Source organism: Rhodoplanes sp. SY1 (genome assembly GCF_046000175.1).
In the GTDB taxonomy this organism is placed as follows: domain Bacteria; phylum Pseudomonadota; class Alphaproteobacteria; order Rhizobiales; family Xanthobacteraceae; genus Rhodoplanes.
Genome location: NZ_JBEOMB010000018.1, coordinates 22,776 through 45,997, shown reverse-complemented (window position 1 = coordinate 45,997; position 23,222 = coordinate 22,776). Strand labels below are relative to the sequence as shown.

Genomic DNA, 23,222 nt, shown 5'->3' with positions numbered 1-23,222 from the left:
CGTCGATGTACCGGCATATGGAACTGACGTAACTCTACTTAAGTAGTCGTCCTGGGGACGGCCGCGCGCCGTCGGCACCGAGACGGCCGATGAAATCGCGATCTGCGACCCCGCGAACAGCAGCGACGCAGAGAGTCGTGCGAAACGCGACGCGATCTGATCAGATGCGATCGGTGCTTCCGGCGGCCGTGCGAGAACCGATCCCACCTGTCCTGCTGTACGGTACAGTCGAGCACGTCGAAGTGCGGATACGTGTTCATGCGGAGGAACGTGAATGGTCGGCTCCACCGGCCGAGCGACCCGGTCATGCCGCACCGCACATGCCTCGAAAGAACAATCTGATAAGAACAATCGATGGCACGACGAACCCTCCTTGGTGCGCTGCGGTCGCTGCATCGCAAACAAGTTCGTGGTCTCGTCGCGGCCGAACTCGTCTTGCTGAAAAAACCACTATCTGATACGGCCGAACCGTAATGTAGGACACTGCGGAGGCTGGTCCCGGCCCGCAATCCCTTCCGGACCTCCGCTCCGACCGACGAACGACGGACAAACGGAGCTTCCCTTTGGTCAAGAAGATCGCTCTCGAAGAGCACGCTCTCTGCCCGAGCCTCGCCGAGTATTGGCACCCCACCGTGGCTGACGTCCCGGCGGTGGTGCGGGACCGCCTCCTCGATGCGCTGACCGATTTCGGCGATCGCCGGCTCGCGTCGATGGACCGGGCCGGCATCGCCAAGTCGGTGATCGGCATCGCCGGACCCGGCGTACAGGTGGAGACCGACACGGCCCGCGCCATCGCCAAGGCGAAGGCCTCGAACGACTTCCTGGCGACCGAGGTCGCCAAGCAGCCGAGCCGCTACGCCGGTTTCGCGCATCTGCCGCTGCAGGATGCGGCGGCGGCCGCCGACGAGCTGCAGCGGTGCGTCGAGCAACTCGGGTTCCGCGGCGCCATGGTGAACGGCCACACGCTCGGCCGTTATCTCGACGATCCCGCCTACGCGCCGTTCTGGGAGCGGGCCGCGGCGCTGAACACCTGGATTTATCTCCACCCGGCCGATCCGGTCGCCACCATGCCGTCGCTCGCGGGCACCTACGGGCTCAAGCGCGCCACCTGGGAGTGGGGCGTCGAGACCGGCACGCATGCCCTGCGGCTGGTCTTCGGCGGCGTGTTCGACCGCCATCCGGGCGCCCGCCTGATGCTCGGCCATCTCGGCGAGACGCTGCCCTATCTGCTGTGGCGGCTCGACAGTCGCGCGCAACTGTACGGCGTGACGCTGCCGCAGCCGCCGTCCTTCTACATCAAGCGCAACATCGCGGTGACGACCTCGGGCATGTGCTCGGCCGAGCCGCTCGCCTGCGCGCTCGCCGCGCTCGGCAACGACCGGGTCTGCTTCGCCTCCGACCACCCGTTCGAGGATGCCGGCGAGGCCTGTCATTTCCTCGATGCGGTCGCGCTGCCCGAGGAGGTCCGCGTCGCGGTCGCCTCCGGCAACGCCGCGACGCTGCTCGGCCTCGCCTGATCACGCCCTCGCACCCAGGATCAAGACCATGCTCAAGAATCCGTGGTGGGTCGTCGTCGGTGCCGTGCTCGGCCTGCTGGTCGGCAACGGTGCCATCATGCACTTCACGTTCGGCGTGCTCCTGAAGCCGATCGGCGAGGAGTTCGGCTGGAGCCGCGGCACCGTCTCGATGGCGATGGTGATCGGCCTCGTCTGCACCGGCCTGATGACGCCGCTCGTCGGCATTCTCGTCGACCGCTACGGCATCCGTCGCGTCGCGCTGCCGTTCATCACCTTGTTCGCCCTGATCGTCGCGGCCGCCTCGCTCACGCCGGCCGTGCCGGCCGTGTTCATCGCCATCTACGGTCTGATGGGGCTGGCCGCCGCCGGGCAGACGCCGCTGATCTACTCGAAGTCGATCGTCGCGACCTTCGACGACCGGCGCGGCCTCGCCCTCGGCATCGCCATGGCGGGCGTCGGCCTCGGCGTCGCGCTGGTGCCGCAGTTCACCCAGGCGCTGATCGGCGTCGTCGGCTGGCGCGGCGCCTATGTCGGGCTCGGCATCATCACGGTGCTGTTCGCCGTGCCGGCCGTCGCCTTCCTGGTGCGCGAGCCGGATCGTGCGCTCGCCGCCGCGACCGGCGAGGCCCCTAAGGTGCTGCCGGGCCTGACCGGCCGCGAGGCGCTCAAGACCCGATACTTCTGGCTCCTCGTCGTGCCGTTCTTCGCGCTCGCCGCGGCCGCCAACGGGACCATCACGCATGTCGTGCCGCTGCTCACCGACCGCGGCGTCTCCCCACAGATGGCGACGACGGCGCTCTCGATGGCCGGGCTCTCGCTGATCGCCGGGCGTCTGCTCGCCGGCTGGCTGCTCGATCGCATGTTCGCGCCCTACGTGGCGGTGGTGTTCATCGTCACGCCGCTGCTCGGCATCATGCTCCTGATGTCGACCCACGACACGACGATGGCCACGGTCGCCACGGTCCTGATGGGGCTCGGCATCGGCGCCGAGGTCGACCTGATCGCCTTCTTCATCTCGCGCTACCTCGGCCTGCGCAGCTTCGGCGAGATCTACGGTTACCTGTTCGCCATCTTCATGCTGGCGAACGGCATCGGCCCGTTCGTCATGGGCGTCAGCTTCGACAAGGCGGGCTCCTACGTTCCGGTGCTGTGGGTCTTCGCCGGCGGGCTCGTCCTCGCCGCGGTGCTGATCCTGATGATGGGACCCTACATCTATCCGTCCAAGCAGGACCTCGCCCGGCGCAAGCTCGCCGCGCAGGAGGCCTGACGCGCTTTCGGAGGGCCGGCCATTCTGCCGGCCCTCCGGCACACGGCCTCGGGACAGCCTCGTGGCCGTCTCTCCCCCACGTGATCCCGTACACACGGCCGGATCGTGATCCGATCGTCGGTTCCGCGCGCCTTGGTTACGCGCGCAGCCGAGCCCGGGTCGTCGCCCCGTGCCGCCATCGCCGCGGAACCACGCGGGTCTGTTCTCGCGACCTGGAGTGCAACACGATGACGATCGAGACCGGAACGGTGGCCCCGGCGACCAGCGCCACCAGCAGTGGACTTCCCGTCAAATGGCGGGTCCTGATCAGCGGCTTCATGAGCTACGCGTTCGATGCGCTGGACTTCATGATCCTCGCGATGTCGCTGCCCCTGATCATCAAGGAGCTCGACATCACCATGGCGGACGCCGGCCTGCTCGGGACGGCGACTCTGCTCGGCGTCGGCATCTCGTCGGTCGCCATGGGCTGGTTCGCCGACAACTACGGTCGCAAGACCGCCCTGATGGTCGGCATCGCGATCTTCGGCCTGTTCACGGCGGCGATCGGTCTCGCCCAGGGCTATTACTCGATCATGGTGCTGCGCTTCATCGCCGGCCTGGGTCTCGGCGGCATCTGGGGCGTCATCGCCGCCTATATCAGCGAGACCTGGCCGTCGCATCAGAGCGGGCGAGCCGCGTCCTTCGTGTTCTCGTCCTGGCCGATCGGCTTCGGCTCGGCGGCGCTGCTGGCCGGCTTCATCCTGCCGCGTTACGGCTGGCGGGTGCTGTTCTTCTGCGGCGCCGTCGCGCTGGTCGCGGTCGCCTACACGTATTTCTTCGTGCCGGAATCGGAGACCTGGAAGAAGGCCAAGGCGGAGCGCGAGGCCGGCGGTGGCGCCAGGGCCTCGGTCGGCATCGGCGAGATCTTCGCGCCCGAGGTCCTGCGCTACACCATCGTCGGCACCCTGTCGGCGAGCTTCGCGCTGATCGCCTACTGGGGCGTCAACACCTGGGTGCCGACCTTCCTGGTGAAGGAGCGCGGCATGGCGATCGGCGACATGTCGATGTTCATCGTCATGCTGAACGTCGGCATGTTCCTCGGTTATCAGCTGTTCGGGTTCCTGGCCGACAAGATCGGCGGCAAGAACGCGCTGATCCTCAACTTCATCGGCGCCACCGTGATGGTTCCGATCTACGCCTTCGCCGAGAGCACGAAGCTGCTGTTCTGGCTCGGTCCGGTGATGGCGCTGTTCTTCTCCTATGCGGGAATCTTCGGCTCCTACTTCGCCAAGCTCTATCCGTTGCGGATCAGGAGCCTCGGCTCCGGCTTCTGCTTCGACGTCGGCCGGGGCATCTCGGCCTTCGCGCCGTTCCTGCTCGGCCAGATCGCCGCGCATTACAGCCTGGCGGTCGGCATCTCGCTGTGCGGCGCGAGCTTCGCGCTCGCCGGCCTGATGGTGCTGCTGCTGCCCGATACCCGAAAGCGTGCGGTCGAGGCCTGAGGGCAGGGCGCCCGGGCTCGTCGACCAAGAGCGAGAAGGCCGCTCACGAGCGGCCTTCTTTCCGTGAGCCTTGCTGCCTGATGCCCGGAGGACGCGAGGTCCCGAGGTCGCGGTGCGGTCGCGCTCAGGCGGCCGCCGCCTCGAGCTGGCTCTCCACCGCGTGCTTGGTCGCGAGCAGGCGCTCGGCGATTGCGGCCTCGTGGTCCTTGAAGCGCTGGGCCGGGACCGGCACCGAGATCGCAACGTAATTGCCGAGCGTGTCACGCAGCACCACCCCGGCCGCGCAGACGCCGACCGTGTGCTCCTCGCGATCGAAGGCGACCCCGGTGCGGCGGACGCGGCGCAGGTCCTGCACCAGGCTGTCGAGGCTCGTCAGCGTGTGCGGGGTGCGGGCCGGGTAGGAGCGGCCGATGAGCTGCTCGATCGCGTCGTTGCCGAGCTGGGCCAGATAGGCCTTGCCGTTCGCCGTGCAATAGAGCGGGAACGTCTCGCCGACCGCCGAGACGGTGCGCAGCCGCTGCGAGCCGACCACCTGGTCGATGAACACCATGCCGTCGCGCCTGACGGCGGCGAGGTCGACGGTCTCGCGCAGCTCGTTCGACAGGCGGAGCAGATAGGGGCGGCACAGCGAGACGAAGTCGCTCTGCACCGAGGCGGCGAGCCGCAGCAGCGTCGGCCCGAGCCGCACCCGGCCGTTCGGCGAGGCGGCGATCAGCAGCTTCTCGGCTTCGAGCGCGGCGACGATGCGCTGCACGGTCGAGCGCGCGAGATCGACCCGCTGCGCGATCTGTCCGAGGCTCAACCCGGCCGGCTGATCCTCCAGGGCGCGCAGAATGGCGGCCGCACGGGTGATGACCTGAACGGGCCCACGTTCGCCGTTCGGAGCGTCCTCGCGGGTCTTCATCGCTGAAAAATCCTGTACGCTCCGACCGTTCTCCCGGTGGAGTAGTCGGCTCACAATACGGTACAGATAACGATCGTGCAATTTGTGCGCTCGCCGGGCACGCCTGCGTCGATGGAATGGCTTCGCCCGGTCGGCCCCCGAGAGGGGGTAGACCGTGAGCGTCCCGACCGGGAGGTCGGAGCTGCCCGGTGACCATGCAGGGTCATCGACCGGCTCGCGGACACGACGCGCAAGGGCCTGCGCCAGTCGCACGGGCTGATGCTGAACGATCGCTACGATCTCGACATCCGTCGTGACTAATCACGAGGTGCATGCGGAGCGCGGCGAGATCGTCGCGTCGTGGCCGTCCGTCGGCTCGCTGCGACGGAGGTCGCGCTTCCCGTCGTCGGCGAGCTCGAGAGGCAGGACAGAAGCTCGCGATCGAGCGGCTAGGCGGCCGCCGACGTCTCTGGCGCAGCGGCCGCGGCATCGTCTTCCGTGGACTTCTGGGTCACTTTCGCGATCGCCTGCTGGACTCGACTCACGACCTTGTTGAGGTCGTCGATCAGCACCCGCAATTCGACGTCGGCCTCGTGAAACTTCGAATCCTGCTCGTCCATGCTCTGCACTCGTCGGGCGTCCTCGCGGACGGAACCTGATCCGCAAGGTGGAGCGAGACGGTTAACAGTTTCCGAACACGGCGCACCCGTCGGCAGTGCGGCGCGCGGCAGGTCGCTGCAGCTCTGCTCTGCACGGCGCCGCGCCGGGGCGCGCCGGTCTCATGAACCACGCGGTGCGGTCGCATCACGAGACTGCACTTGCGCACCTGGTGTCGGAGCGGCATCTCGGTGGACACCTGCGTCGGGCCGGCGGGCGTCGCCGAAGCCGGGGAGGCGCTCGGCGGCGGCGGACAGGAGATCGGCCCGCATCCCGGAACGCCCGCGAGGATGTCGATGCGCCCTCGTTAAGCACTTCCTAACCATAACCGTGATGTTCTCTCGGCCGGGGAGAACGTGCTGGGGGAATGACGCGGTGGCCACGCTCGACACTGTTTCGCTCGACATTGCGGTGGTGCTCGGCTCGACCGTGATGCCGGTCCATCAGGTGCTGCGGCTCGGCCGCGGCGCCATCATCGAGCTGGACAGCAAGGAGAACGACTCCGTCAAGATCCTCGTCAACAACCATCCCGTCGCCGAGGGCGCCGTGGTGGTCTCGGGCAGCCGCATCGGGGTCGAGGTCCGCCGCATGCTGCCGCGCTCGCCCGAATACAGATAGGCCGCCGCAGCAGCGCGCCGCCACCCGGTATGACGGGATGTCGCCGGCACCGGGATTCGGTGCCGCTTGCGACCCGCAGCAGACCATCATCCATCGACCGATCCGGAGTGCCGGCTCGAGCGCCGCGCCGGGGCACGCTGGCACTAGCACCGGCATCAGCAGGCGCGTTCGCGCTTCGCGCGGGCACGGCCGCGTTCACGGCCGCGCCGAAGCAGGGGAGCGGTCACGGTCGGCGCCCCGGAGGCTCCGTGCCGAAAACGCCGTCGGCCTCCGGCAGCCGCCAGCGCCGTCCGCATCGATTGTCCAGGATCTTGCTTCGCATTGTTGAAGCCGGCTCCGAAGGCCGGCCGCGAAGACTGGTGCGGTCGAGAGGACTCGAACCTCCACGGGTCGCCCCACTAGCACCTCAAGCTAGCGCGTCTACCAGTTCCGCCACGACCGCATCAGGGAATATCGATGCCGGCCGGTGACGGCGCGGGCATCGAGGCGACGGCGAGGGTGTAACAAATCGATGATGCCGCGACAAGGCCGCCGAAGGCCCGAAAAACGGGATTTCAGGGCCGCGTTGCGGACCCGTGGGGGGGGGGGCCGAATCCGACGGCGGGTCGAATCGTCCGGCCGCGCCCGGCCGGACGATTCGACGGCGCACCGATGTCGCCCGGCGTGCGCCGTCAGCTCCGCCGGCCGCCGGCGCGGCTCGCCCAATGGGCGCGGCGGCCGTGGCGATGATGGGCGTGATGGCGGCGGCCGCCGCCATGGGCGAAGCGCAGGCCGTGCTCGCTGCCGCCCCAGCTGATGTGGACGTGGTGGACGCGGCCGTAGTCGGTCGTGTAGCCGCCGCTCCACCCCTGCAGCATGCCGTAGATGCAGCCCGGATTGCCGCGCATGTCGACGGCCCGCCCGGAGGCGTGCAGCGACAGTCGGCCGGTGCCGGCGACCCGGGTGTGGCGAACCGCGCTGATCACCCGGGCCCCGCAGGCGGCCGAGATGGCGGCGACCTTTTCGGCGAGCGGCGCGACGAGGCCGCCCAGCCGCGGCGTGCGCGCGCCGTCGGCCGGGCGAACGGTCACGGACGGGGTCGGGCCTCCGGCGACGCCGGCGCTCGCGCCGGTCCAGCCGTTCGGGGCGAGGGCGGGAGCGTAGGCATAGGCGCGCAGCGCCCGGGCACGCTGCCACCCGCGGCGCACCTTGCGCGCGTCGACGCGGTGCCGATGGGCGCGGCTGGAACGGGCGTGATGGGCGTGCCCGTGATGGGTGAGGACATGATGGGTGAGGACATGGGCCGCATGGGAGCTGCGCGCCTTGGCGGGCCGCGCCGTCGCGACCGCCGGCACGGCGACGACCAGGGCGGCGAGGAGCGCGACGTGATGAAGCTTCTTCATGGAGGGGCCTCGATGATGGCCGCCGCCAGCCGCAGCCGTCCCGGTCCGCAGGGGACAATGGGACGGATCGGCCGGACTCCGGACCCGTTGGGGTCGGACGGCGCCAAGTCGAACGTTGTTCTTGAATGCAGATCGCAGGAGCGCGGTCCGCATCGGCGGGACGACCGATCGTCTTCGTCAGATGACGAGCGTCGATCGGCGCGGATTACTGCCCCATGAGGCGGTCGTTTCTTGACGAGAATCTGACCATTCCGCGAATCGCGATCACGTGCGGTTAACAAATGTTTCCATGAGCGACGAAGAATGCCGCGATAAGCACCGCTGAAGTCGAAGAATCACGGTCCGGGTCGGCATGGTCGTATCGGGCTGGCCGACCAAAAAAGCACGAGCCGGGCGGATGGCCGCCCGGCTCGGATCGAAGCGATCAGCGTACGGCGCTCAGAGCCGCGGCATAGCCGAGGTCGAGAACGGCCAGCGGCCGAGCAGGCCGCGCGGGGCGGCGCCGGTCGGCTCCGGCGCGGGCAGGGGCGGCGCTGCCGTGGTCGGCGGCGGCACGGGAGTGAGCGACACCGGCGTCGTCGCCGGTGCATGCGCCGACGGGGCACGCGCACCGGCCGGCGGCTTCAAGGCGGCCAGCCGCGAGCCGAGCGGCCGCGCCTCGCCGGGGCCGAACACCGGGACGGGCGGCAGCAGGGCCGCATGGCCGGCCGTGCCGAGCACCGGGCTCGCCGGGGCGAAGTCCTGGTCGTGGCCGAAGCTCCCCATGCTCGGGACCGGCAGGGCGACCGGCTGGGACGCGGCGCGGCTCGCCGCCGCGTCGTCGAAGTGGCGCGGCCACACCGGCTCGGGCGGCAGCGGCACCGCGTGAGCGGGGGCCCGGAAGCTGCGCATCCGCGAGCGCGCCAGCACCGGCGCCGGGCCGAGCGCGTCGATGAACCCGACGCTCCTCGGGTCGTAGGTCGGCAGGATCGGGTCGGCGAGCAGCGTCTCGATGGTGAAGGCGGGCGTCGGCCAGGAGCCGCCGTTGCCGCCGTTGCCGCCGTTGCCGCCGCCGCCCGCGCCGCGACGGCCCATCCACTGCTCGGGCAAGGTGGCGGTCTTCGGCAGGTCGGGACTCGCCGGGACCACGTGGACGATCTTGTAGCCGCGCGCCTTGAGGGTCCGCAGCAGGCCGGGCAGGGCCAGCACGGTGGCCGGCTGGATGTCGTGCAGGAGCAGCATGCCACGGCCGCGCGCCTCGATGCGCTCGAGCGCCCGCTTCATCACCTCGTCGCCCGGGATGTGCTTCCAGTCGTCGGCCGGATAGTCGGCGCTCCAGGTCATCAGGCCGCGCGAGACGAGCAGGCGCTCCACCTCGTCGCGGCGCAGGAGGCCCGGGATGCGGAAGAACGGCGCCACCGCGGCGCGGTCGCCGAGCGCCGCCGCCGTGTTGGCGATGCCGCCCTCGATCTCCGCCTCGGCCTGGGCGATCGGCATCTTGTGGAAGGTGAGGGGATGGCTGTTGCTGTGGGTGCCGATCGTGTGCCCCTCGGCCTGCATCCGGCGCACGATGCTCGGATAGGCATGCGCCATCTTGCCGACCAGGAAATACGTCACCTTCACGCATTCCGACGCCAGGATGTCGAGAACCCGGTTGGAGTAGGGCGGGATCGGCCCGTCGTCGAAGGTGATCACCACCTCCTTGGGCTCCAGCGGCAGCGTCTCGCGATACTGCATCACGCCGACGCGGGCGTGCTCCATCGGGTCGACCACCAGGGTGCGGCTGGTGCCGAGCGCGTTCGGATTGCCCGGACAGGCGGACGGCGCCGGCGGAGGCGGCGTGTCGGCGGCGCGCGAAGGTGTGGCGGCCGCAGCGAGCAGCAGCGACAGCACAACCGACGATGCGATCAACGACGGACCACTCGCGCACGACCGGCGCATGACCTGCCCCTTCCCCCGATCACTCGGAATGCCAACACTTTTTTCCATAGTCTCGCGCGATTGGTAACCGGGAAAAGGGTAAAATATCGTGTACAGATGATGAAATCGTGGCCGTGTGCCCTCGCCGCATCAACGCCGGGCGGTGGCCGTGCGGAGCGGCGGCGGGGCCACGTGGACGACCCGAAAGCCGCGTGATTTCAGAGCCCTGAGAAAAGCCGGCAGCATCTGGACGGTCTGCAGCCGCGGATCGTGGAAGAGCAGGATGCCGCCCCGGGAGGCCTCCAGGCGGGCGAGCACCAGGTCGAGCTGCTGGCCCGGCGCCATGTCGGTCCAGTCGCTCGCCCAGAGATCCGCACCGAACACGACGATGCCGCGCTGGTGCAGCCGATCGAGCAGGGCGGGCGTCGAGGCGAAGCCGGGGAAGCGGAAGAACGGCACCGTCGGCCGCTCGCTCGGGCGGCCGTGCAGGGCCGTCTCCACGGCGGCGATGCCGTGATCGATCTCGCGCTCGGCCGCCGTCGTCGACATCCGGTCGAGCAGCGGATGCGCGAAGGTGTGATGCGCGACCGTGTGGCCCTCGGCGGCGATCCGGCGCAAGAGGGCCGGGTGGGCGAGGGCGTGCTTGCCGAGCACGAAGAAGCTCGCCCGCACGCATTCGCGCGCCAGCGTGTCGAGCACCCGGTCGGTGCGGCCGGGGCGCGGCCCGTCGTCGAAGGTGAGCACCACCTCCATGTCGGCGAGCGGCAGCGTGCCGGCGAAATGCTTGCGGCCGACTCGCGGCGTGGCGGCCGGGTCGACGGTGAGGACGCGCGCGGTGCCGAGCGCGTCGCTGCGGCCCGGCACGCCGTCTCGGCCTTCGCCGCGGGCGCGGCGAGCAGCGCCGCGAATGCGGTCACGAGCATCGCCGTCACGAGCATCGTCGTGACGCGCCTCGTCGTCACGCGCCTCGTCGCGACCGTCGTCGTGACCATCGGGCCGGGCCGAATCATCCGCAGGATCCGCACTCTCGGGATGCGGATCGTCCGCAGCCTGGACAGGGCGTGCCACGCGGATGTGGCGAGGACGGGGCAGTCGTTCGGGGCCGTCATCGTGCCGTCGCAGGTGATTTGCCACCTCGGAAACGCCCGCGTAAAAGCCGGACCGGGGCGCGTGGCCGAGCGCCCGTCCCGATCGTGAGAATCGAGATGCCGAACCAGCCCGAGACGAGCACCGAGGCGGGAGACGTCGTGCTGCGCGACGAGGACGGCGCGATCGAGGCCGGCTTCGTGGCGCGGGTGACGTCGGCGATCGAGGCGGAAGACGCCGATGCGCTGCGGCATCTCGTCGGCGACCTGCACGAGGCCGATGTCGGCGACCTGATCGAGGCGCTCGATCCCGACCTGCGGCCGCGCCTGATCGCGCTGCTGGGCGCCGACTTCGACTTCACGGCGCTGGTCGAGGTCGACGACGCGGTCCGCGAGGAGATCCTCGAGGAGCTCGCGCCCGAGGCGGTCGCCGAGGGCGTGCGCGACCTCGATTCCGACGACGCCGTCTACATCCTGGAAGACCTGCCGAAGGACGAGCAGGACGAGATCCTCGAGCAGCTCCCCTCGCTCGACCGCCGCGCGCTCGAGCGCAGCCTGCAGTACCCGGAGAACTCCGCCGGACGCCGCATGCAGTCCGAGTACGTGGCGGTGCCGCCGTCTTGGACGGTCGGCCACACGATCGACTTCCTGCGCGACAACGAGGAGCTGCCGGAGCGCTTCTTCGAGATCCATGTCGTCGACGCCGACTACAAGCTGCTCGGCGCCGTCGCGCTCGACACGCTGCTGCGCACCCGCCGGCCGACGCCGGTCGCCGAGCTGATGGACGCCGGCCGTCGCCGCGTCCACGCCACCGACGATCTCGAGGAGGTGGCTCGGCTGTTCGAGCGCTACAACCTGATCGCCGCCCCGGTGGTCGACGACGGCGACCGTCTCGTCGGCGTCGTCACGGTCGACGACGTCGTCGACGTGATCGAGGAGGAGGCCGAGAAGGACATCAAGGCGCTCGGCGGCGTCGGCGGCGACGAGGAGCTGTCCGATTCGGTGTGGACGATCGCCCGCGGCCGCTTCAACTGGCTGCTGGTCAATCTCGCGACGGCGTTCCTCGCCTCCTCGGTGCTCGGCCTCTTCGAGGGCGAGCTGGAGAAGATGGTGGCGCTCGCCGTGCTCGCCCCGATCGTCGCCAGCCAAGGCGGCAATGCCGCGACCCAGACCATGACGGTCGCCGTACGGGCGCTCGCCACGCGCGAGCTGCACGACGGCAACGCGGCCCGCATCGTGCTGCGCGAGGTGCTGGTCGGTGTCGTCAACGGCCTCGCCTTCGCGGTGATCACCGGCGTCGCCGCGGCGGCCTGGTTCAGGACCGTCGATCTCGGTGTCGTGATCGGGCTCGCGATGATCTGCAATCTGGTCGCGGCCGCGCTCGGGGGTATACTGGTTCCGCTGGTGGTCGAGAGGTTCCGACTCGACCCCGCCGTGTCCTCCGGCGTGTTCGTCACGACGATCACCGACGTCGTCGGCTTCTTCTCTTTCCTGGGTATTGCGAGCCTGTGGTTCGGTTTGAAGTGAATGTCGAGCGGTCGGACGAAAAGTTCCGTGCGAATCCGGTTTTCGACCTTTGCTGACCAAGTATTAACTCCCATTCTGCTACGAACGGGACGAAAAGTCCGCCGAAGGTGGCTTCATGGGTCCCGCTGACAGCAGCGGCGAAGGCAGAGCGAAGAATTCGGACCAGCACGCCGCCGAAGTGCCGCGAGCGCCGACCCCGCGTGCCTGGGCCGGAGCCGCGCGACCGGTATCCGGCTCGGTCCTGGCGCTCGCCGCCGCGCTCGCCTGCGGGCTCGTCTCCGTCGCCGCCGTTCTCTACCTCGTCGTCCGCCCGGACGATTCCGCCGCGGTCGAGCGGGCGCGGGCGAGTGTCTCCCGGACGTTCGGCGAGTTCCGCAGCGTCTTCGGCGACGCCGCCCTGCAGCGCGCCCGGGCGATCTCCGCCACCGGCGCGGCCGACGTCATCCCGGTCGACATCGAGCAGCACCTCGCGCCGGGCGGACTGCCGCAGCTTCGCCACCGTTGGGCCTATCTGGTCCGCCGCGACGGCTCGCTCGCGGCGGCACATCCGGCGGGCGTCCGGAACGTGCCCCAGCCCGTCGTTTCGTACATCGCGACATTCAAGCCGGCCGAAGGATCGGCACGCGACGTGTTGCGCTCGGACGCGGCGCTGATCGACCGCGCCGTGCCGGTACAGACCGAGGTCCTGCTGATCGAGCAGCAGCCTGCCGTGGTCGCCGTCGTGCCGGTCGGCGCCGGGTCGCCCGGCGCGGCCGAGCTGACCCTCGTGCTCGCCGCGCCGATCGGCGGACCGATCGTCGACGCCATGGGGGCGATGGCGGGGGTACGCGGGCTGCGCTTCGACACCGAGCCGGGCCAGGCGTCCGGTCCGCTTCATTCGCAGACCGATTCGCGCGGCCGCATCGTCGGCTGGTTCGGCTGGGAGATGCCGGACGACGCCGGAAATCCCGCCTGGCTGTGGCTGCTGCCGGTGTTCGGCGGCGCCGCCTTCCTCGGCTTCGCCGGCCTGTCGCTCGTCCAGATCCGGCGCGCCGCGGGCGGGCTGGAGCAGATCGAGGTCGAGCTGCGCCGCATCGCCCAGGAGGATCCGCTCACCGGCATGCCGAACCGGCGCAAGATCATCGCCGCGCTCGGCAGCGCCTTGAAGAACCGGGGCGCCGACGAGAGCATCGCCTTCGTCTGCCTCGACCTCGACTCGTTCAAGGAGATCAACGAGGTCCTGGGGCACGACATCGGCGACCGGCTGATCGCCGAGGCGTCCGAGCGGCTGCGTGCCGTGCTGCCCGAGGCGGCCGAGATCGGCCGCATCGACGGCGACGAGTTCGCCGTGGTCATGGCGGTCCGCAACGGGGCCGTGGCGATCGACGCGGCGAACGCCTGCGCGCGCCGCCTCGCCGCACCGTTCCACATCCGCGACCAGACCATCAACGTCACCGCGAGCGTCGGGCTCGCGCTGGCGCCGCGCGACGGCGAGAGCGCCCACGAGCTGATCCGCCGCGCCGACCTCGCGGCTCGCGCCGCCAAGAAGGCCGGCCGCGGCCGCATCCTGGCGTTCCATCACGGGCTCGAGGACGAGATCAACGAGCGCCGCTTCATCGAGCAGGAGCTGCGCCTCGCGCTCGCCGAGAACGGACTGACCGTCGCCTATCAGCCGATCGTCGCCGGCGACGGGCTGCGCATGGTCGGCGCCGAGGCGCTGGTGCGCTGGAAGCACGCGGTGCGCGGCAACATCCCGCCCGGCGTCTTCGTGCCGGTCGCCGAGCAGGCCGGCCTGATGATCGATCTCGGCGAGCTCGTGCTGCGCCGCGCGCTCGCCGACGCGCGCGACTGGCCGGAGCTGTTCATCGCCATCAACCTGTCGCCGATCCAGGTGCGCGACCGCGGCCTGGTGCGGGCCGTGGCGAGCGCGCTCGCCGACTCCGGCATCGATCCGTCGCGGGTGGTGCTGGAGATCACCGAGGGCGTCCTCATCGACAACCCGGAGGACGCCAAGCAGCGTCTGAAGGAGCTGCGGGCGCTCGGTGTCAAGATCGCCCTCGACGACTTCGGCTCCGGCTATTCGAGCCTCAGCTATCTGCGCCGGCTGCCGATCGACAAGCTCAAGATCGACAAGGAGTTCGTCGCGCCGCTCGGCCGCTCCGCCAATGGCGGCGTGATCCTCCAGGCGATCGTCGCGCTCGGCCGGGCGCTCGGGCTCTCCGTCCTGGCCGAGGGCGTCGAGACCGAGGAGCAGCGCCTGCTGCTGCGGCTCGCCGGCTGCGACGAGATGCAGGGTTACCTGTTCGCCCGCCCGATGCCGGCCGCCGCCTTCCGCGAGATGATGGGTCGCGGTCTCGTCCTGCCCGGCACCGCCCTCGGCGACGGCGACGATCTCGTCAACGGCGTCGATCCCTGAACCGGAGCCGGGCTGCCCTTCGCGAGCGGCGCTTGCGTCGCGGTGCTGTTCCGGACACGCTCGTCTGCCGGCCGACGTCGTCGGCCGATGCCCGCGACCCGCACGCCAGTGCGGATCCTCGAAAACGATCGCGGGCGGATCATCATGGGGAGCGACGCATGCAGACCGTGGAGGCGAACGGGGCCCGGATCCCGGTGATCGGGCTCGGGACCATGACCCTGAAGGGGGAGACCTGCGTCGAGATCGTCGACGCCGCCCTCCGGCTCGGTTACCGGCATCTCGACACCGCGCAGATGTACGGCAACGAGGCCGAGGTGGGGCAGGGGCTGAAGGCCTCGGGCCTCGCCCGCGACGACGTCTTCGTCACCACCAAGGTGTGGCACGCCAATCTGGCGCCGGGGGACTTCGAGCGAACCTTCGAGGAGAGCCTGAAGAAGCTCGATCTCGCCTTCGTCGATCTCCTGCTGATCCACTGGCCGAACGCCGCCGTGCCGATGGCCGACATGATCGGCGCGCTCTGCAAGGTCGCGACGGACAAGCGCGCCCGCCACGTCGGGATCGCCAACTTCACGGTCGGCATGGTGGAGGAGGCGGTGCGGCTCGCCACCGTGCCGCTGGTGACCAACCAGGTCGAGGTGCATCCCTACATCGACCAGCGCCGGCTGATCGAGACCTGCCGCACGCATGGCCTGTCGGTGACGGCCTACTGCCCGCTCGCCCGCGGCGGCGTCCCGTCCGACCCGGTGCTGCAGCGCATCGGCGCCGCCCACGGCAAGAGCGCCTCGCAGGTGGCGCTGCGCTGGCTCGTCCAGCAGGGTATCGTCGCCATCCCGCGCACCGCCAATCGCGACCGCCTCGCCGAGAACCTCGCGGTCTTCGATTTCGATCTCTCGGCGCAGGACATGGCCGACATCGCCGCTCTGCGGAAGCCGAACGGCCGGCTGGTGAGCCCGCCTCACGCGCCGAAGTGGGACACGTGATCCGATCCGTTAACCGCTCGCCGTTATAATCTCTGCAGGGGCGCTCCGTGGGACGGGGCGCCGGAGAGGACGGAATGGAGTACGTCACTGCCAACGGCGCCACCATCCCGGCGATCGGGCTCGGCACCTGGGAGCTCAAGGGCCGGGTCTGCGCCCGCACGGTCGAGCAGGCTTTGCGGTCCGGCTACAAGCTGATCGACACGGCCGAGGTCTACGAGAACGAGCGCGAGGTCGGAGAGGGCATCCGCGGCTCCGGCCTCAAGCGCGCCGACGTCTTCGTCACGACGAAGATCTGGCCCGATCACCTGGCGCCGCGCGAGCTCGAGCGCGCCGCCAAGGGGAGCCTCGCGCGGCTGAGGCTCTCCGAGGTGGACCTCCTGCTGATCCACTGGCCGAACCCGCGCATCCCCCTCTCCGAGACGATCGGGGCGCTGTGCAAGATGAAGCAGGTCGGCTTCGCGCGGAACATCGGCGTGTCGAACTTTCCGGTCGCGCTGCTCGACGAGGCCGTGAAGCACGCGAGCGAGCCGCTCGCCGTCAACCAGATCGAATGGCACCCGCATCTCGACCAGACCAAGGTGGTGGAGGCCTGCCGACGGCACGGCATGGCCGTCACGGCGTTCAGCCCGATGGCGCGCGGCGCCGTGTTCTCCGAGCAGGTGATGCGCGAGATCGCGGCGGCGCACGGCAAGAGCCCGGCCCAGGTGAGCCTGCGCTACATCATGCAGGCGGGCGGCATCCCGATCCCGCGCGCCGCGCGGCTCGATCTCCTCACCGAGAACCTCGCCGTGTTCGACTTCGTCCTCTCCGAGGACGAGATGGCCGCGATCCGTGGCCTCGCCCGCCCGAACGGCCGCATCGTCACCTGGAGCGGCGCGCCGAAGTGGGACTGAGGCGGCCGGCGTCGCTTTCACCGGGAGTCGCGTTCACCGGGATAGGGGCCTGCGTGCCGCGCCGGTTGACAAGCCGGCCGGCGAGGTCGATCCACGGCCACTCGTGACGAACAGTTCGCCGCGGCCCGCGCGCGATCGCGATCCCGTTCTCCGTCCTCACCCTGAGGAGGCCGCGCAGCGGCCGTCTCGAAGGGCGAGGACGGCCCCCCGACCAGCATCGGGGAGCCCCGATTTCGGACGTGACGCGCGCCCATCGGGGAGCGACGGGTGGGGCCGCATGGTTCGAGACGCGCCCTTCGGGCGCTCCTCGCCATGAGGGGACAGGCCTTGTGCGCGAGCACGCGGCGATGATGATGGTCGTGTGATGTGATGAGCCTGCAGAACGAGACCGCCCTGGTGCTGTTCTCCGGCGGCCAGGATTCGACCGTCTGTCTCGCCTGGGCGCTGGCGCGCTTTTCGCGCGTCGAGACGGTCGGCTTCGCCTATGGCCAGCGCCACGCCGTCGAGCTGCAGGTGCGGCCGCGCATCCGCATGCAGATGGCGGCCCTCGACCCCGCCTGGGGCGAACGGCTCGGTCCCGACCACCTGATCCCGCTCGACGCGCTCGGCGCCGTGTCCGAGACGGCGCTGACCCGCGACGTGGCGATCGAGGTCGCCGAGGACGGCCTGCCGACCACCTTCGTGCCCGGCCGCAACCTCGTCTTCCTTACCTTCGCGGGGGCGCTCGCCTATCGGCGCGGCGCCCGCCACCTCGTCGCCGGCATGTGCGAGACCGATTACTCGGGATACCCGGACTGCCGCGACGACACCATCAAGGCCATGCAGGTCGCCCTCAACCTCGGCACGCAGCGCCGCTTCGTCATCCACACGCCGCTGATGTGGATCGACAAGGCGCAGACCTTCGCGCTCGCGGAGGAGCTCGGCGGGGTGCCGTTCGTCGACCTGCTTCTCGAAGAGACCCACACCTGCTATGTGGGCGACCGCTCGGTCCGTCACCCCTGGGGCTATGGCTGTGGCACGTGCCCGGCCTGCCGGCTGCGGGCCGCGGGCTTCTCGCAATGGATGTCTGCTCGCCGATGTTGACCCCCGATCTTCGCCGACGCTCGGAAGGGCTCGTTTTCCTTGTCCTTTTCGCCCTCACGATTCCGGCCGCCAACTGGCTGATCCAGCATGCGGGCACGACCTGCGTGCCGCGCGGGCCGTGCCTGGTGCCGGTGCTGCCGGGTCTTTCGGCGCCCTCCGGCGTGCTGATGGTCGGCGTCGCCCTGGTGCTGCGCGACCTCGTCCAGCGCCGGCTCGGCGTGCTGGTGGCGGCCGTCGCCGTGCTGGTCGGGGCGCTGCTGTCGGCCTTCCTGGCGCCGCCGGCTCTGGTGATCGCCTCGGCGGCCGCCTTCCTGGTCTCCGAGATGGCGGATCTCGCCGTCTACACGCCGCTGGCGCGCCGCCGCATGGTGACGGCCGTGCTCGCCTCCGGCCTGGTCGGCCTCGTCGTCGACTCGCTCCTGTTCCTGTGGCTCGCCTTCGGGTCGCTCGACTTCTTGGCCGGCCAGGTGGTCGGCAAGGCCTGGATGGTGCTCTTGTCGATCCCGTTCATGCTGTGGCTGCGCCGGCGCGACGAGCGCCTGGGGCTGATGGCGGCGTGAGTCTCTCGGCCGTCATTCCGGGGCGCGCCGGAGGCGCGAACCCGGAATCCAGCGGCGGGCTCGGTGTTCGTGTCTGGATTCCGGGGTCGCCGCTGCGCGGCGCCCCGGAATGACCCCCAAGAAGGTGGAAACCCCAATGTTCGCGGCGCTCTACGACATCCTGAAGAAGGTGACGACCGCCACCGTCACCACCATGCTGCTCAAGAAGGGCATTCGCCGCTGCTGGATGGCTGGGCCGAAGCCGCTGGTCGGCGGCGGCGAGCGCCTGGTCGGCCCTGCCTTCACGCTGCGCTTCGTGCCGGCCCGCGAGGATCTGGCGACGCCGGAGAGCTGGTCGAAGCCGATCTCGACCCGCGGCGCCATCGAGGCGATGCCGGAGAGCTGCATCGTCGTCGCCGACGCCATGGGCATCACCTCGGCCGGCATCTTCGGCGACATCCTGTGCGCCCGGATGAAGAAGCGGAATGTCACGGCGCTGGTCACCGACGGCGTCATGCGCGACTTGACCGGCGTGCTGGCGAGCGGCCTGCCGGTGTGGTGCGCCGGCGTCGCCGCGCCGGCCTCGGTCAACGGGCTCACCTTCGTCAACTGGCAGGAGCCGATCGGCTGCGGCGGCGTCGCGATCTTCCCGGACGACGTGATCGTGGTCGACGACGACGGCGCCGTGGTGATCCCCAAGGACCTGGTCGAGTACGTCGCCCACGAGGGCGCCGAGCACGAGCTCTACGAGTCGTGGGTGTTCACCGAGGTGGAGCGCGGCGTGGCGCTGCCCGGCCTCTATCCGCCCAACGACGAGGCCAAGGCCCGCTACGCCGCCTGGCGGCAGAGCCGGAGCTGAAGCGCAGCCGAGCCGGCGGTGCCGAGGGCGCCGCCGGGCAGCGCGGGCAGGGAGCGCTGTCGATGTTCTTTCCGGTCTCCAAACTGCTCGGCTTCTTCGCGCTGCCGTCCAACGCCGTCATGGTGCTGGGCCTTCTCGGCCTCGTCCTGATGGTGACGCGCTTCGCGCGGCTCGGGCGGGGTCTCGTAGTGGCGAGCCTCGTCCTGCTCGCCATTTTCGGCTGGTCGCCGCTCGGCAACGCCCTGATGGTGCCGCTGGAGGAGCGGTTCCCGCCCTTCCGCGACGACGGGCGGCCGATCGCCGGCATCGTGATTCTGGGCGGGGCCACCACGCCGGACGTCGCGGCGGCGCGCGACGCGGTCGTGCTCAACGAGGCGGCCGAGCGAATGACGGCCGCTGCCGCGCTGGCGCTCCGGCACCCGGAGGCGCGGGTGATCCATTCGGGCGGCGACGCGAGCTTCGTGTTCGGCGGCGGCAACGAATCCGATTCGGCGCTTCGCCTGCTGCGCGATCTCGGCCTGCCGGTCGACCGGCTGGCGCCCGAGGACCGGTCGCGCAACACGGTCGAGAACGCCGTGTTCACGAAGGCGATCGCGCAGCCGAAGCCGGGCGAGCGCTGGCTGCTCGTCACCTCGGCCTACCACGTGCCGCGCTCGATCGGCGTGTTCCGGCAGGCCGGCTTCGCGGTGGAGCCGTACCCGGTCGATTGGCGCACGGTCGGGCCGGCCGACGCGCTGCGCCCGTTCCCGACACTCGGCGACGGGCTACGCCGTACCGACACGGCGGTGCGCGAATGGGTCGGCCTGCTCGTCTACTGGCTCACAGGCAGGTCGTCGGAGCTGTTCCCGGGGCCGCGACCCGCCTGCGACCTCGGCCGGGCGGACGACTGCCGGCCGTGACCGGGCGTCAGCTCGGCGGATCGTCGTCGCGCAACGCGCGCAGCGAATCCGAGGCGAACTGGCGGTGCCAGACCACAAACACGACCGCCGCGGTCGAGGCGATCAGCACCCACGGGCCGATGAACCAGCCCAGATAGGCGAGCGCGAAGAACAGCGCCCGCTGGCCGCGGTTGAAGTGCATGGCGGCGGAGCGGAACAGCCGGGTGGTGCGGCGGACGTGGCGCTCGGCCTCCTCGCTGCCCTGCTCGGACGCCGGCGGCGTCGCCCCCAGCATGATGGCGACATAGTTGAACAGCCGGTACGACCAGGCGAACTTGTAGAACGTGTAGACGAAGATCACGGTGAGGCCGACCGACTTCACCTCCCACAACTCGCGGGCGCTCGGCATCGAGACGGGCAGGGTGGAGAGGATCGACGCCACCTGGTCGGTCGAGCGCACCACGGTGAGCGCGCCGCCGATGGCGAGCAGCGAGGTCGAGGCGAAGAAGGCGGCGCCGTTCTGCAGGGCCGCCATGATCTGGGTGTCGACGATGCGCGACTCGCGCCGCAGCATCCGGCGCATCCATACGGCGCGCTCCTCGTCCATGCGGGAGTTGAGGCCGCCGCGGCCGAGCCGGGTCCACTCCATCGTGACGGCGTAGCTCGCCCAGGCGAGGACGAAGACCGAGATCGCCACGAGATCGAGCGGATCGAACCATCCGAGCATCGCCATTCCCCCCGATTGCCAATCCACGCGCGGTCGCCACAATGCCCGCCCGCTTCGCCCCCGAAGTTCCGTTTCGTCGGTGCCGCTCCGGTGCCGACGCCCAGGAGAAAGTCATGACGCAGACCATCACGAAGCACGTCGCCGATCTGGTAGCCGAGGCGGAGCGCGAGATCGAGACCCTCCCGGTCGACCAGGCGATCGCCCTGCACGGCGACCCCGGCATCGTCTTCGTCGACCTGCGCGACATCCGCGAGCTCGATCGCGACGGCCGCGTGCCCGGCGCGTTCCATTGTCCGCGCGGCATGCTGGAGTTCTGGATCGATCCGGCAAGCCCCTACCACAAGCCGATCTTCGCCGCCGACGCGAAGTTCGTGTTCTTCTGCGCGGCCGGCGCTCGCTCGGCGCTCTCCACCCTGACGGCGAAGCGCATGGGCCTCGCCCCGGTCGCCCATGTCGGCGGCGGCTTCGGCGCCTGGAGGAAGGCCGGCGGCCCGATCGAGCTCAAGGTGTAGGCGGGCTGCTTTTGCCCTCTTCCTTCGCGGACCGGCTTGGGCGCAGGTTTCACCGTGCAGGGGGCGGCCCCGTCGACGTGGTGCCGAGGAGCCTCCGATGATGCGCCGATGATGGCGTGGCTCCCTCTCCCCGGCGGGGAGAGGGGTGGGGTGAGGGGAGCCGACGCCAGTTGGATCATCGAGAGGGCGGCTCCCCCTCACCCGGAGCCCGCGCCGTCGCGCGAGCCCCGACCTCTCCCCGCTGGGGAGAGGTGACTGCGGGTGCCGCAGCCCGGGGGGCCACACCTCGGTCCAGTGACCGAGTGAGCGCGTGGGAGGGGGAGCGCCGGCCGCCTCAGTGCCCGTGCTGGTGGCCGCCGCCGGCCGAACCGCCCGCCGGTGCCATGCCGCCTGGCGTCGTCGCGCCGATCGCCTGCACCTTGTAGGTGACCGCGACCGTGCCGGCCTTCTCGAAGCGCAGCTCGCCGGGGAGCGTCTCGCCCTCCTTGAGCGGCTCCTTCAGCTCCATGAACATCACGTGATAGCCGCCGGGCATCAGCTTGACGGTCTCGCCCGGCTTGATCTCCAGGCCGCCCGTGATCGGCCGCATGGTCATGATGCCGTTCTCGGTCTTCATCTCGTGGACCTCGAAGCGGCCGGCCTGCGGCAGGCTGCCGCCGACCAGGCGGTCGGGCGCCGTCCCGGTGTTGGTGATGGTCATGTAGCCGCCCGCGACCTTGGCGCCGCCCGGGGTGGCCCGGGTCCACGGCATCTCGATCTTCAGGGCGCCGGCCTTGATCTCGGTGGTCGCCGGCGTCTGCGCCGCGGCGGCGAGCGGCAGGGCGACGACAGCGCCGACCAGGGCAGCGGCGAAAGCGGCGAACGAAAGCGTGCGGATCATCGATCGTCTCCGAACAGGGCCGTCGCGCCATGCGGGCGCCGGACGGCCGAAACAGGGAGTTGGGAAAGGGTGGTCGAAGGGGCTCAGACCACCGGCGGCGCGCGCGGGCGGATCGGGCTGCGCTCGGGCACGATCGCCACGGCGAAGCGGCGCGGTATCTCGGCGGCGATCCGGTGCCAGGCCGCGGCAGGACCGACCACCGGGACCACGACGGTCGCGACCCCGGGCGTCGTGCAAAGGACGCAGCAGCCGTGCGCGGCGTCGGTCCGGCCGTCGGCCGGGAGGTCCGGCGTCCCCGGGACGCCGCGGTCGGCGCCCGGCTGTCCGATGCAGAGAAGGCCGGCGACGCCGGCGGCCGACGACCACCAGGCGACGTCCCGCGGCGTGCCGTCCCCGGAGCGCGGCGACGCGAGGCCGGGCAGCAGGATCTGGAGAAGCAGGGCGGCGGTGACGACCACGCGAGACACGGCCCGCGGCCATGACGGGGGCGGGGCGGTCGGTGGCGCGGCGTGGGGGCGTCGTCTCGTCACGCGCCTTGATACCACGCCGGCCCCGACCGCGACAGCCGGCCCGCACAGGCGCGAGGCGGCCTGCGCAGCCGCTTGCGCAGCGGCGGCGCAGAAGATTGCGCGCCCCGGCCCAAACGAAGGCCGCCGCGGCCGAATCCGTCCGGGAGCGGTGGTATCGCATGGTCCGGCTCGGCGACGCCGCGCGATCCGGTCGGACCGCATACGGAATACTCCGAACAGTATCTTTTCGGATCGACGGAGCGTCCCTGATCACGTTCAGGCTGTCGTCGTGATCGCCGCGGCGGTCGCGTCGCGGGCGACCGCGACGATGTGTCCGGGGCGTCTCGCCCGGCGTCGCGCGGCTCGTGCGTACGTGGTTTTTCCGTCGTGTCTTCGACCGTTTATGTGTTTCTTATAAGTTCGTTCGTAGAGTGAAACCCGCGGTTCGTCCCGCTTCGGACCGTCCGGTTTCGGATCGCGTGCTTCGCGTTACGTGCATGATACTCGCGACGTCTCGCGCTCATCGGAGGCCATGCGCCAACGCTCACCCAGCCACCCGCCGAATTCGATTGACCCTCGCCGGGTCGGGATGTCTTTCCTGCCGCCGCGCTTCTGGAACAGGACTTGCTCCGGACCCCTGACAAGACGACC

At 70.4% G+C, this 23,222-nt stretch carries 22 protein-coding genes and 1 tRNA gene; 14 read left to right on the top strand and 9 right to left on the bottom strand.

All coding sequences use genetic code 11. The annotated features are described in order from the left end of the window. Positions 1–563: 563 nt before the first annotated feature. From ABTU92_RS06720 to ABTU92_RS06710, 3 genes are all read left to right on the top strand, one after another. Positions 564–1,517 (top strand): amidohydrolase family protein, encoded by a 954-nt coding sequence (locus ABTU92_RS06720; protein ID WP_408088902.1) that lies wholly within the window; start codon positions 564–566, stop codon positions 1,515–1,517. Positions 1,518–1,545: 28 nt separating this feature from the next. Further along, positions 1,546–2,784 carry an MFS transporter gene (locus tag ABTU92_RS06715; protein ID WP_408088900.1) on the top strand — a complete coding sequence of 413 codons (1,239 nt, stop codon included), beginning with the start codon at positions 1,546–1,548 and terminating at the stop codon, positions 2,782–2,784. 227 nt (positions 2,785–3,011) lie between these two features. After that, positions 3,012–4,265 (top strand): MFS transporter, encoded by a 1,254-nt coding sequence (locus ABTU92_RS06710; protein WP_408088898.1) that lies wholly within the window; start codon positions 3,012–3,014, stop codon positions 4,263–4,265. A gap of 124 nt (positions 4,266–4,389) precedes the next feature. Here ABTU92_RS06710 and ABTU92_RS06705 read toward each other — a convergent pair whose 3' ends face one another. Together ABTU92_RS06705 and ABTU92_RS06700 are read right to left on the bottom strand one after the other, a co-directional pair. Further along, positions 4,390–5,169, bottom strand: a complete 780-nt coding sequence (locus tag ABTU92_RS06705) for an IclR family transcriptional regulator (RefSeq protein WP_408088896.1) — start codon at positions 5,167–5,169, stop codon at positions 4,390–4,392. A 428-nt stretch (positions 5,170–5,597) separates the two neighbouring features. Beyond that, positions 5,598–5,768 carry a hypothetical protein gene (locus ABTU92_RS06700; protein WP_408088894.1) on the bottom strand — a complete coding sequence of 57 codons (171 nt, stop codon included), beginning with the start codon at positions 5,766–5,768 and terminating at the stop codon, positions 5,598–5,600. Positions 5,769–6,180: 412 nt separating this feature from the next. Here ABTU92_RS06700 and ABTU92_RS06695 point away from each other — a divergent pair, with 412 nt between their 5' ends. After that, positions 6,181–6,423: a FliM/FliN family flagellar motor switch protein gene (locus ABTU92_RS06695; protein ID WP_111355802.1), complete on the top strand. Its 243-nt coding sequence runs from the start codon at positions 6,181–6,183 to the stop codon at positions 6,421–6,423. 357 nt (positions 6,424–6,780) lie between these two features. Here the strand turns inward: ABTU92_RS06695 and ABTU92_RS06690 are convergent. The 4 genes from ABTU92_RS06690 to ABTU92_RS06675 form a co-directional block, all read right to left on the bottom strand. Beyond that, positions 6,781–6,865, bottom strand: a tRNA-Leu gene (locus ABTU92_RS06690). A gap of 229 nt (positions 6,866–7,094) precedes the next feature. After that, positions 7,095–7,805, bottom strand: a complete 711-nt coding sequence (locus ABTU92_RS06685; RefSeq protein ID WP_408088892.1) for a hypothetical protein — start codon at positions 7,803–7,805, stop codon at positions 7,095–7,097. Between the two features lie 438 nt (positions 7,806–8,243). Next, positions 8,244–9,725 carry a polysaccharide deacetylase family protein gene (locus ABTU92_RS06680; RefSeq protein ID WP_408088890.1) on the bottom strand — a complete coding sequence of 494 codons (1,482 nt, stop codon included), beginning with the start codon at positions 9,723–9,725 and terminating at the stop codon, positions 8,244–8,246. A gap of 129 nt (positions 9,726–9,854) precedes the next feature. Continuing rightward, positions 9,855–10,568, bottom strand: a complete 714-nt coding sequence (locus tag ABTU92_RS06675; protein ID WP_408088888.1) for a polysaccharide deacetylase family protein — start codon at positions 10,566–10,568, stop codon at positions 9,855–9,857. Between the two features lie 78 nt (positions 10,569–10,646). On the opposite strand from ABTU92_RS06675, the gene ABTU92_RS06670 reads away from it, so the two are divergent. The 9 genes from ABTU92_RS06670 (at position 10,647) to ABTU92_RS06630 (ending at position 19,964) form a co-directional block, all read left to right on the top strand. Next, on the top strand, positions 10,647–10,901 hold the full coding sequence (locus tag ABTU92_RS06670; protein ID WP_408088886.1) for a hypothetical protein: 255 nt from the start codon (positions 10,647–10,649) through the stop codon (positions 10,899–10,901). Between the two features lie 8 nt (positions 10,902–10,909). Further along, complete coding sequence (gene mgtE, locus ABTU92_RS06665; protein ID WP_408088884.1) at positions 10,910–12,316, top strand: magnesium transporter; 1,407 nt, start codon at positions 10,910–10,912, stop codon at positions 12,314–12,316. 115 nt (positions 12,317–12,431) lie between these two features. Then, positions 12,432–14,711, top strand: a complete 2,280-nt coding sequence (locus ABTU92_RS06660; RefSeq protein ID WP_408088882.1) for a putative bifunctional diguanylate cyclase/phosphodiesterase — start codon at positions 12,432–12,434, stop codon at positions 14,709–14,711. A 158-nt stretch (positions 14,712–14,869) separates the two neighbouring features. Beyond that, positions 14,870–15,691 carry an aldo/keto reductase gene (locus ABTU92_RS06655; RefSeq protein ID WP_408088880.1) on the top strand — a complete coding sequence of 274 codons (822 nt, stop codon included), beginning with the start codon at positions 14,870–14,872 and terminating at the stop codon, positions 15,689–15,691. A 74-nt stretch (positions 15,692–15,765) separates the two neighbouring features. After that, positions 15,766–16,584 (top strand): aldo/keto reductase, encoded by an 819-nt coding sequence (locus ABTU92_RS06650; protein WP_408088878.1) that lies wholly within the window; start codon positions 15,766–15,768, stop codon positions 16,582–16,584. A 369-nt stretch (positions 16,585–16,953) separates the two neighbouring features. Continuing rightward, entirely contained in the window at positions 16,954–17,667 is a 714-nt protein-coding gene (queC, locus tag ABTU92_RS06645; protein WP_408088876.1) for a 7-cyano-7-deazaguanine synthase QueC, read from the top strand. After that, positions 17,661–18,227, top strand: coding sequence for a VUT family protein (locus ABTU92_RS06640; protein ID WP_408088874.1), 567 nt, complete (start codon positions 17,661–17,663; stop codon positions 18,225–18,227). Before queC ends, ABTU92_RS06640 begins: the two co-directional genes overlap by 7 nt. Before the next feature lie 109 nt (positions 18,228–18,336). Further along, positions 18,337–19,065 (top strand): ribonuclease activity regulator RraA, encoded by a 729-nt coding sequence (locus ABTU92_RS06635; protein WP_408088872.1) that lies wholly within the window; start codon positions 18,337–18,339, stop codon positions 19,063–19,065. A 62-nt stretch (positions 19,066–19,127) separates the two neighbouring features. After that, positions 19,128–19,964, top strand: coding sequence for a YdcF family protein (locus ABTU92_RS06630; RefSeq protein WP_408088870.1), 837 nt, complete (start codon positions 19,128–19,130; stop codon positions 19,962–19,964). Between the two features lie 7 nt (positions 19,965–19,971). Here ABTU92_RS06630 and ABTU92_RS06625 read toward each other — a convergent pair whose 3' ends face one another. Continuing rightward, entirely contained in the window at positions 19,972–20,676 is a 705-nt protein-coding gene (locus ABTU92_RS06625) for a DUF599 domain-containing protein (RefSeq protein ID WP_408088868.1), read from the bottom strand. 107 nt (positions 20,677–20,783) lie between these two features. On the opposite strand from ABTU92_RS06625, the gene ABTU92_RS06620 reads away from it, so the two are divergent. Further along, a complete protein-coding gene (locus ABTU92_RS06620; RefSeq protein ID WP_408088866.1) occupies positions 20,784–21,182 on the top strand; it encodes a rhodanese-like domain-containing protein in 399 nt (132 codons plus the stop codon). A gap of 334 nt (positions 21,183–21,516) precedes the next feature. Here ABTU92_RS06620 and ABTU92_RS06615 read toward each other — a convergent pair whose 3' ends face one another. Both ABTU92_RS06615 and ABTU92_RS06610 read right to left on the bottom strand, forming a co-directional pair. Next, on the bottom strand, positions 21,517–22,062 hold the full coding sequence (locus ABTU92_RS06615) for a copper chaperone PCu(A)C (protein WP_408088864.1): 546 nt from the start codon (positions 22,060–22,062) through the stop codon (positions 21,517–21,519). An 83-nt stretch (positions 22,063–22,145) separates the two neighbouring features. Continuing rightward, a complete protein-coding gene (locus ABTU92_RS06610) occupies positions 22,146–22,520 on the bottom strand; it encodes a hypothetical protein (RefSeq protein WP_408088862.1) in 375 nt (124 codons plus the stop codon). Positions 22,521–23,222 lie beyond the last annotated feature (702 nt).

What these genes read in the sequence shown, in the direction of transcription:
- ABTU92_RS06650 (WP_408088878.1), top strand. Translation starts at nt 15,766, where the DNA reads ATGGAGTACGTCACTGCCAACGGCGCCACCATCCCGGCGATCGGGCTC.
- ABTU92_RS06680 (WP_408088890.1), bottom strand. Translation starts at nt 9,725, where the DNA reads ATGCGCCGGTCGTGCGCGAGTGGTCCGTCGTTGATCGCATCGTCGGTT.
- mgtE (WP_408088884.1), top strand. Translation starts at nt 10,910, where the DNA reads ATGCCGAACCAGCCCGAGACGAGCACCGAGGCGGGAGACGTCGTGCTG.
- queC (WP_408088876.1), top strand. Translation starts at nt 16,954, where the DNA reads ATGAGCCTGCAGAACGAGACCGCCCTGGTGCTGTTCTCCGGCGGCCAG.
- ABTU92_RS06660 (WP_408088882.1), top strand. Translation starts at nt 12,432, where the DNA reads ATGGGTCCCGCTGACAGCAGCGGCGAAGGCAGAGCGAAGAATTCGGAC.
- ABTU92_RS06685 (WP_408088892.1), bottom strand. Translation starts at nt 7,805, where the DNA reads ATGAAGAAGCTTCATCACGTCGCGCTCCTCGCCGCCCTGGTCGTCGCC.
- ABTU92_RS06655 (WP_408088880.1), top strand. Translation starts at nt 14,870, where the DNA reads ATGCAGACCGTGGAGGCGAACGGGGCCCGGATCCCGGTGATCGGGCTC.
- ABTU92_RS06635 (WP_408088872.1), top strand. Translation starts at nt 18,337, where the DNA reads ATGACCCCCAAGAAGGTGGAAACCCCAATGTTCGCGGCGCTCTACGAC.
- ABTU92_RS06625 (WP_408088868.1), bottom strand. Translation starts at nt 20,676, where the DNA reads ATGGCGATGCTCGGATGGTTCGATCCGCTCGATCTCGTGGCGATCTCG.
- ABTU92_RS06715 (WP_408088900.1), top strand. Translation starts at nt 1,546, where the DNA reads ATGCTCAAGAATCCGTGGTGGGTCGTCGTCGGTGCCGTGCTCGGCCTG.
- ABTU92_RS06700 (WP_408088894.1), bottom strand. Translation starts at nt 5,768, where the DNA reads ATGGACGAGCAGGATTCGAAGTTTCACGAGGCCGACGTCGAATTGCGG.
- ABTU92_RS06620 (WP_408088866.1), top strand. Translation starts at nt 20,784, where the DNA reads ATGACGCAGACCATCACGAAGCACGTCGCCGATCTGGTAGCCGAGGCG.
- ABTU92_RS06640 (WP_408088874.1), top strand. Translation starts at nt 17,661, where the DNA reads ATGTTGACCCCCGATCTTCGCCGACGCTCGGAAGGGCTCGTTTTCCTT.
- ABTU92_RS06710 (WP_408088898.1), top strand. Translation starts at nt 3,012, where the DNA reads ATGACGATCGAGACCGGAACGGTGGCCCCGGCGACCAGCGCCACCAGC.
- ABTU92_RS06705 (WP_408088896.1), bottom strand. Translation starts at nt 5,169, where the DNA reads ATGAAGACCCGCGAGGACGCTCCGAACGGCGAACGTGGGCCCGTTCAG.
- ABTU92_RS06630 (WP_408088870.1), top strand. Translation starts at nt 19,128, where the DNA reads ATGTTCTTTCCGGTCTCCAAACTGCTCGGCTTCTTCGCGCTGCCGTCC.
- ABTU92_RS06615 (WP_408088864.1), bottom strand. Translation starts at nt 22,062, where the DNA reads ATGATCCGCACGCTTTCGTTCGCCGCTTTCGCCGCTGCCCTGGTCGGC.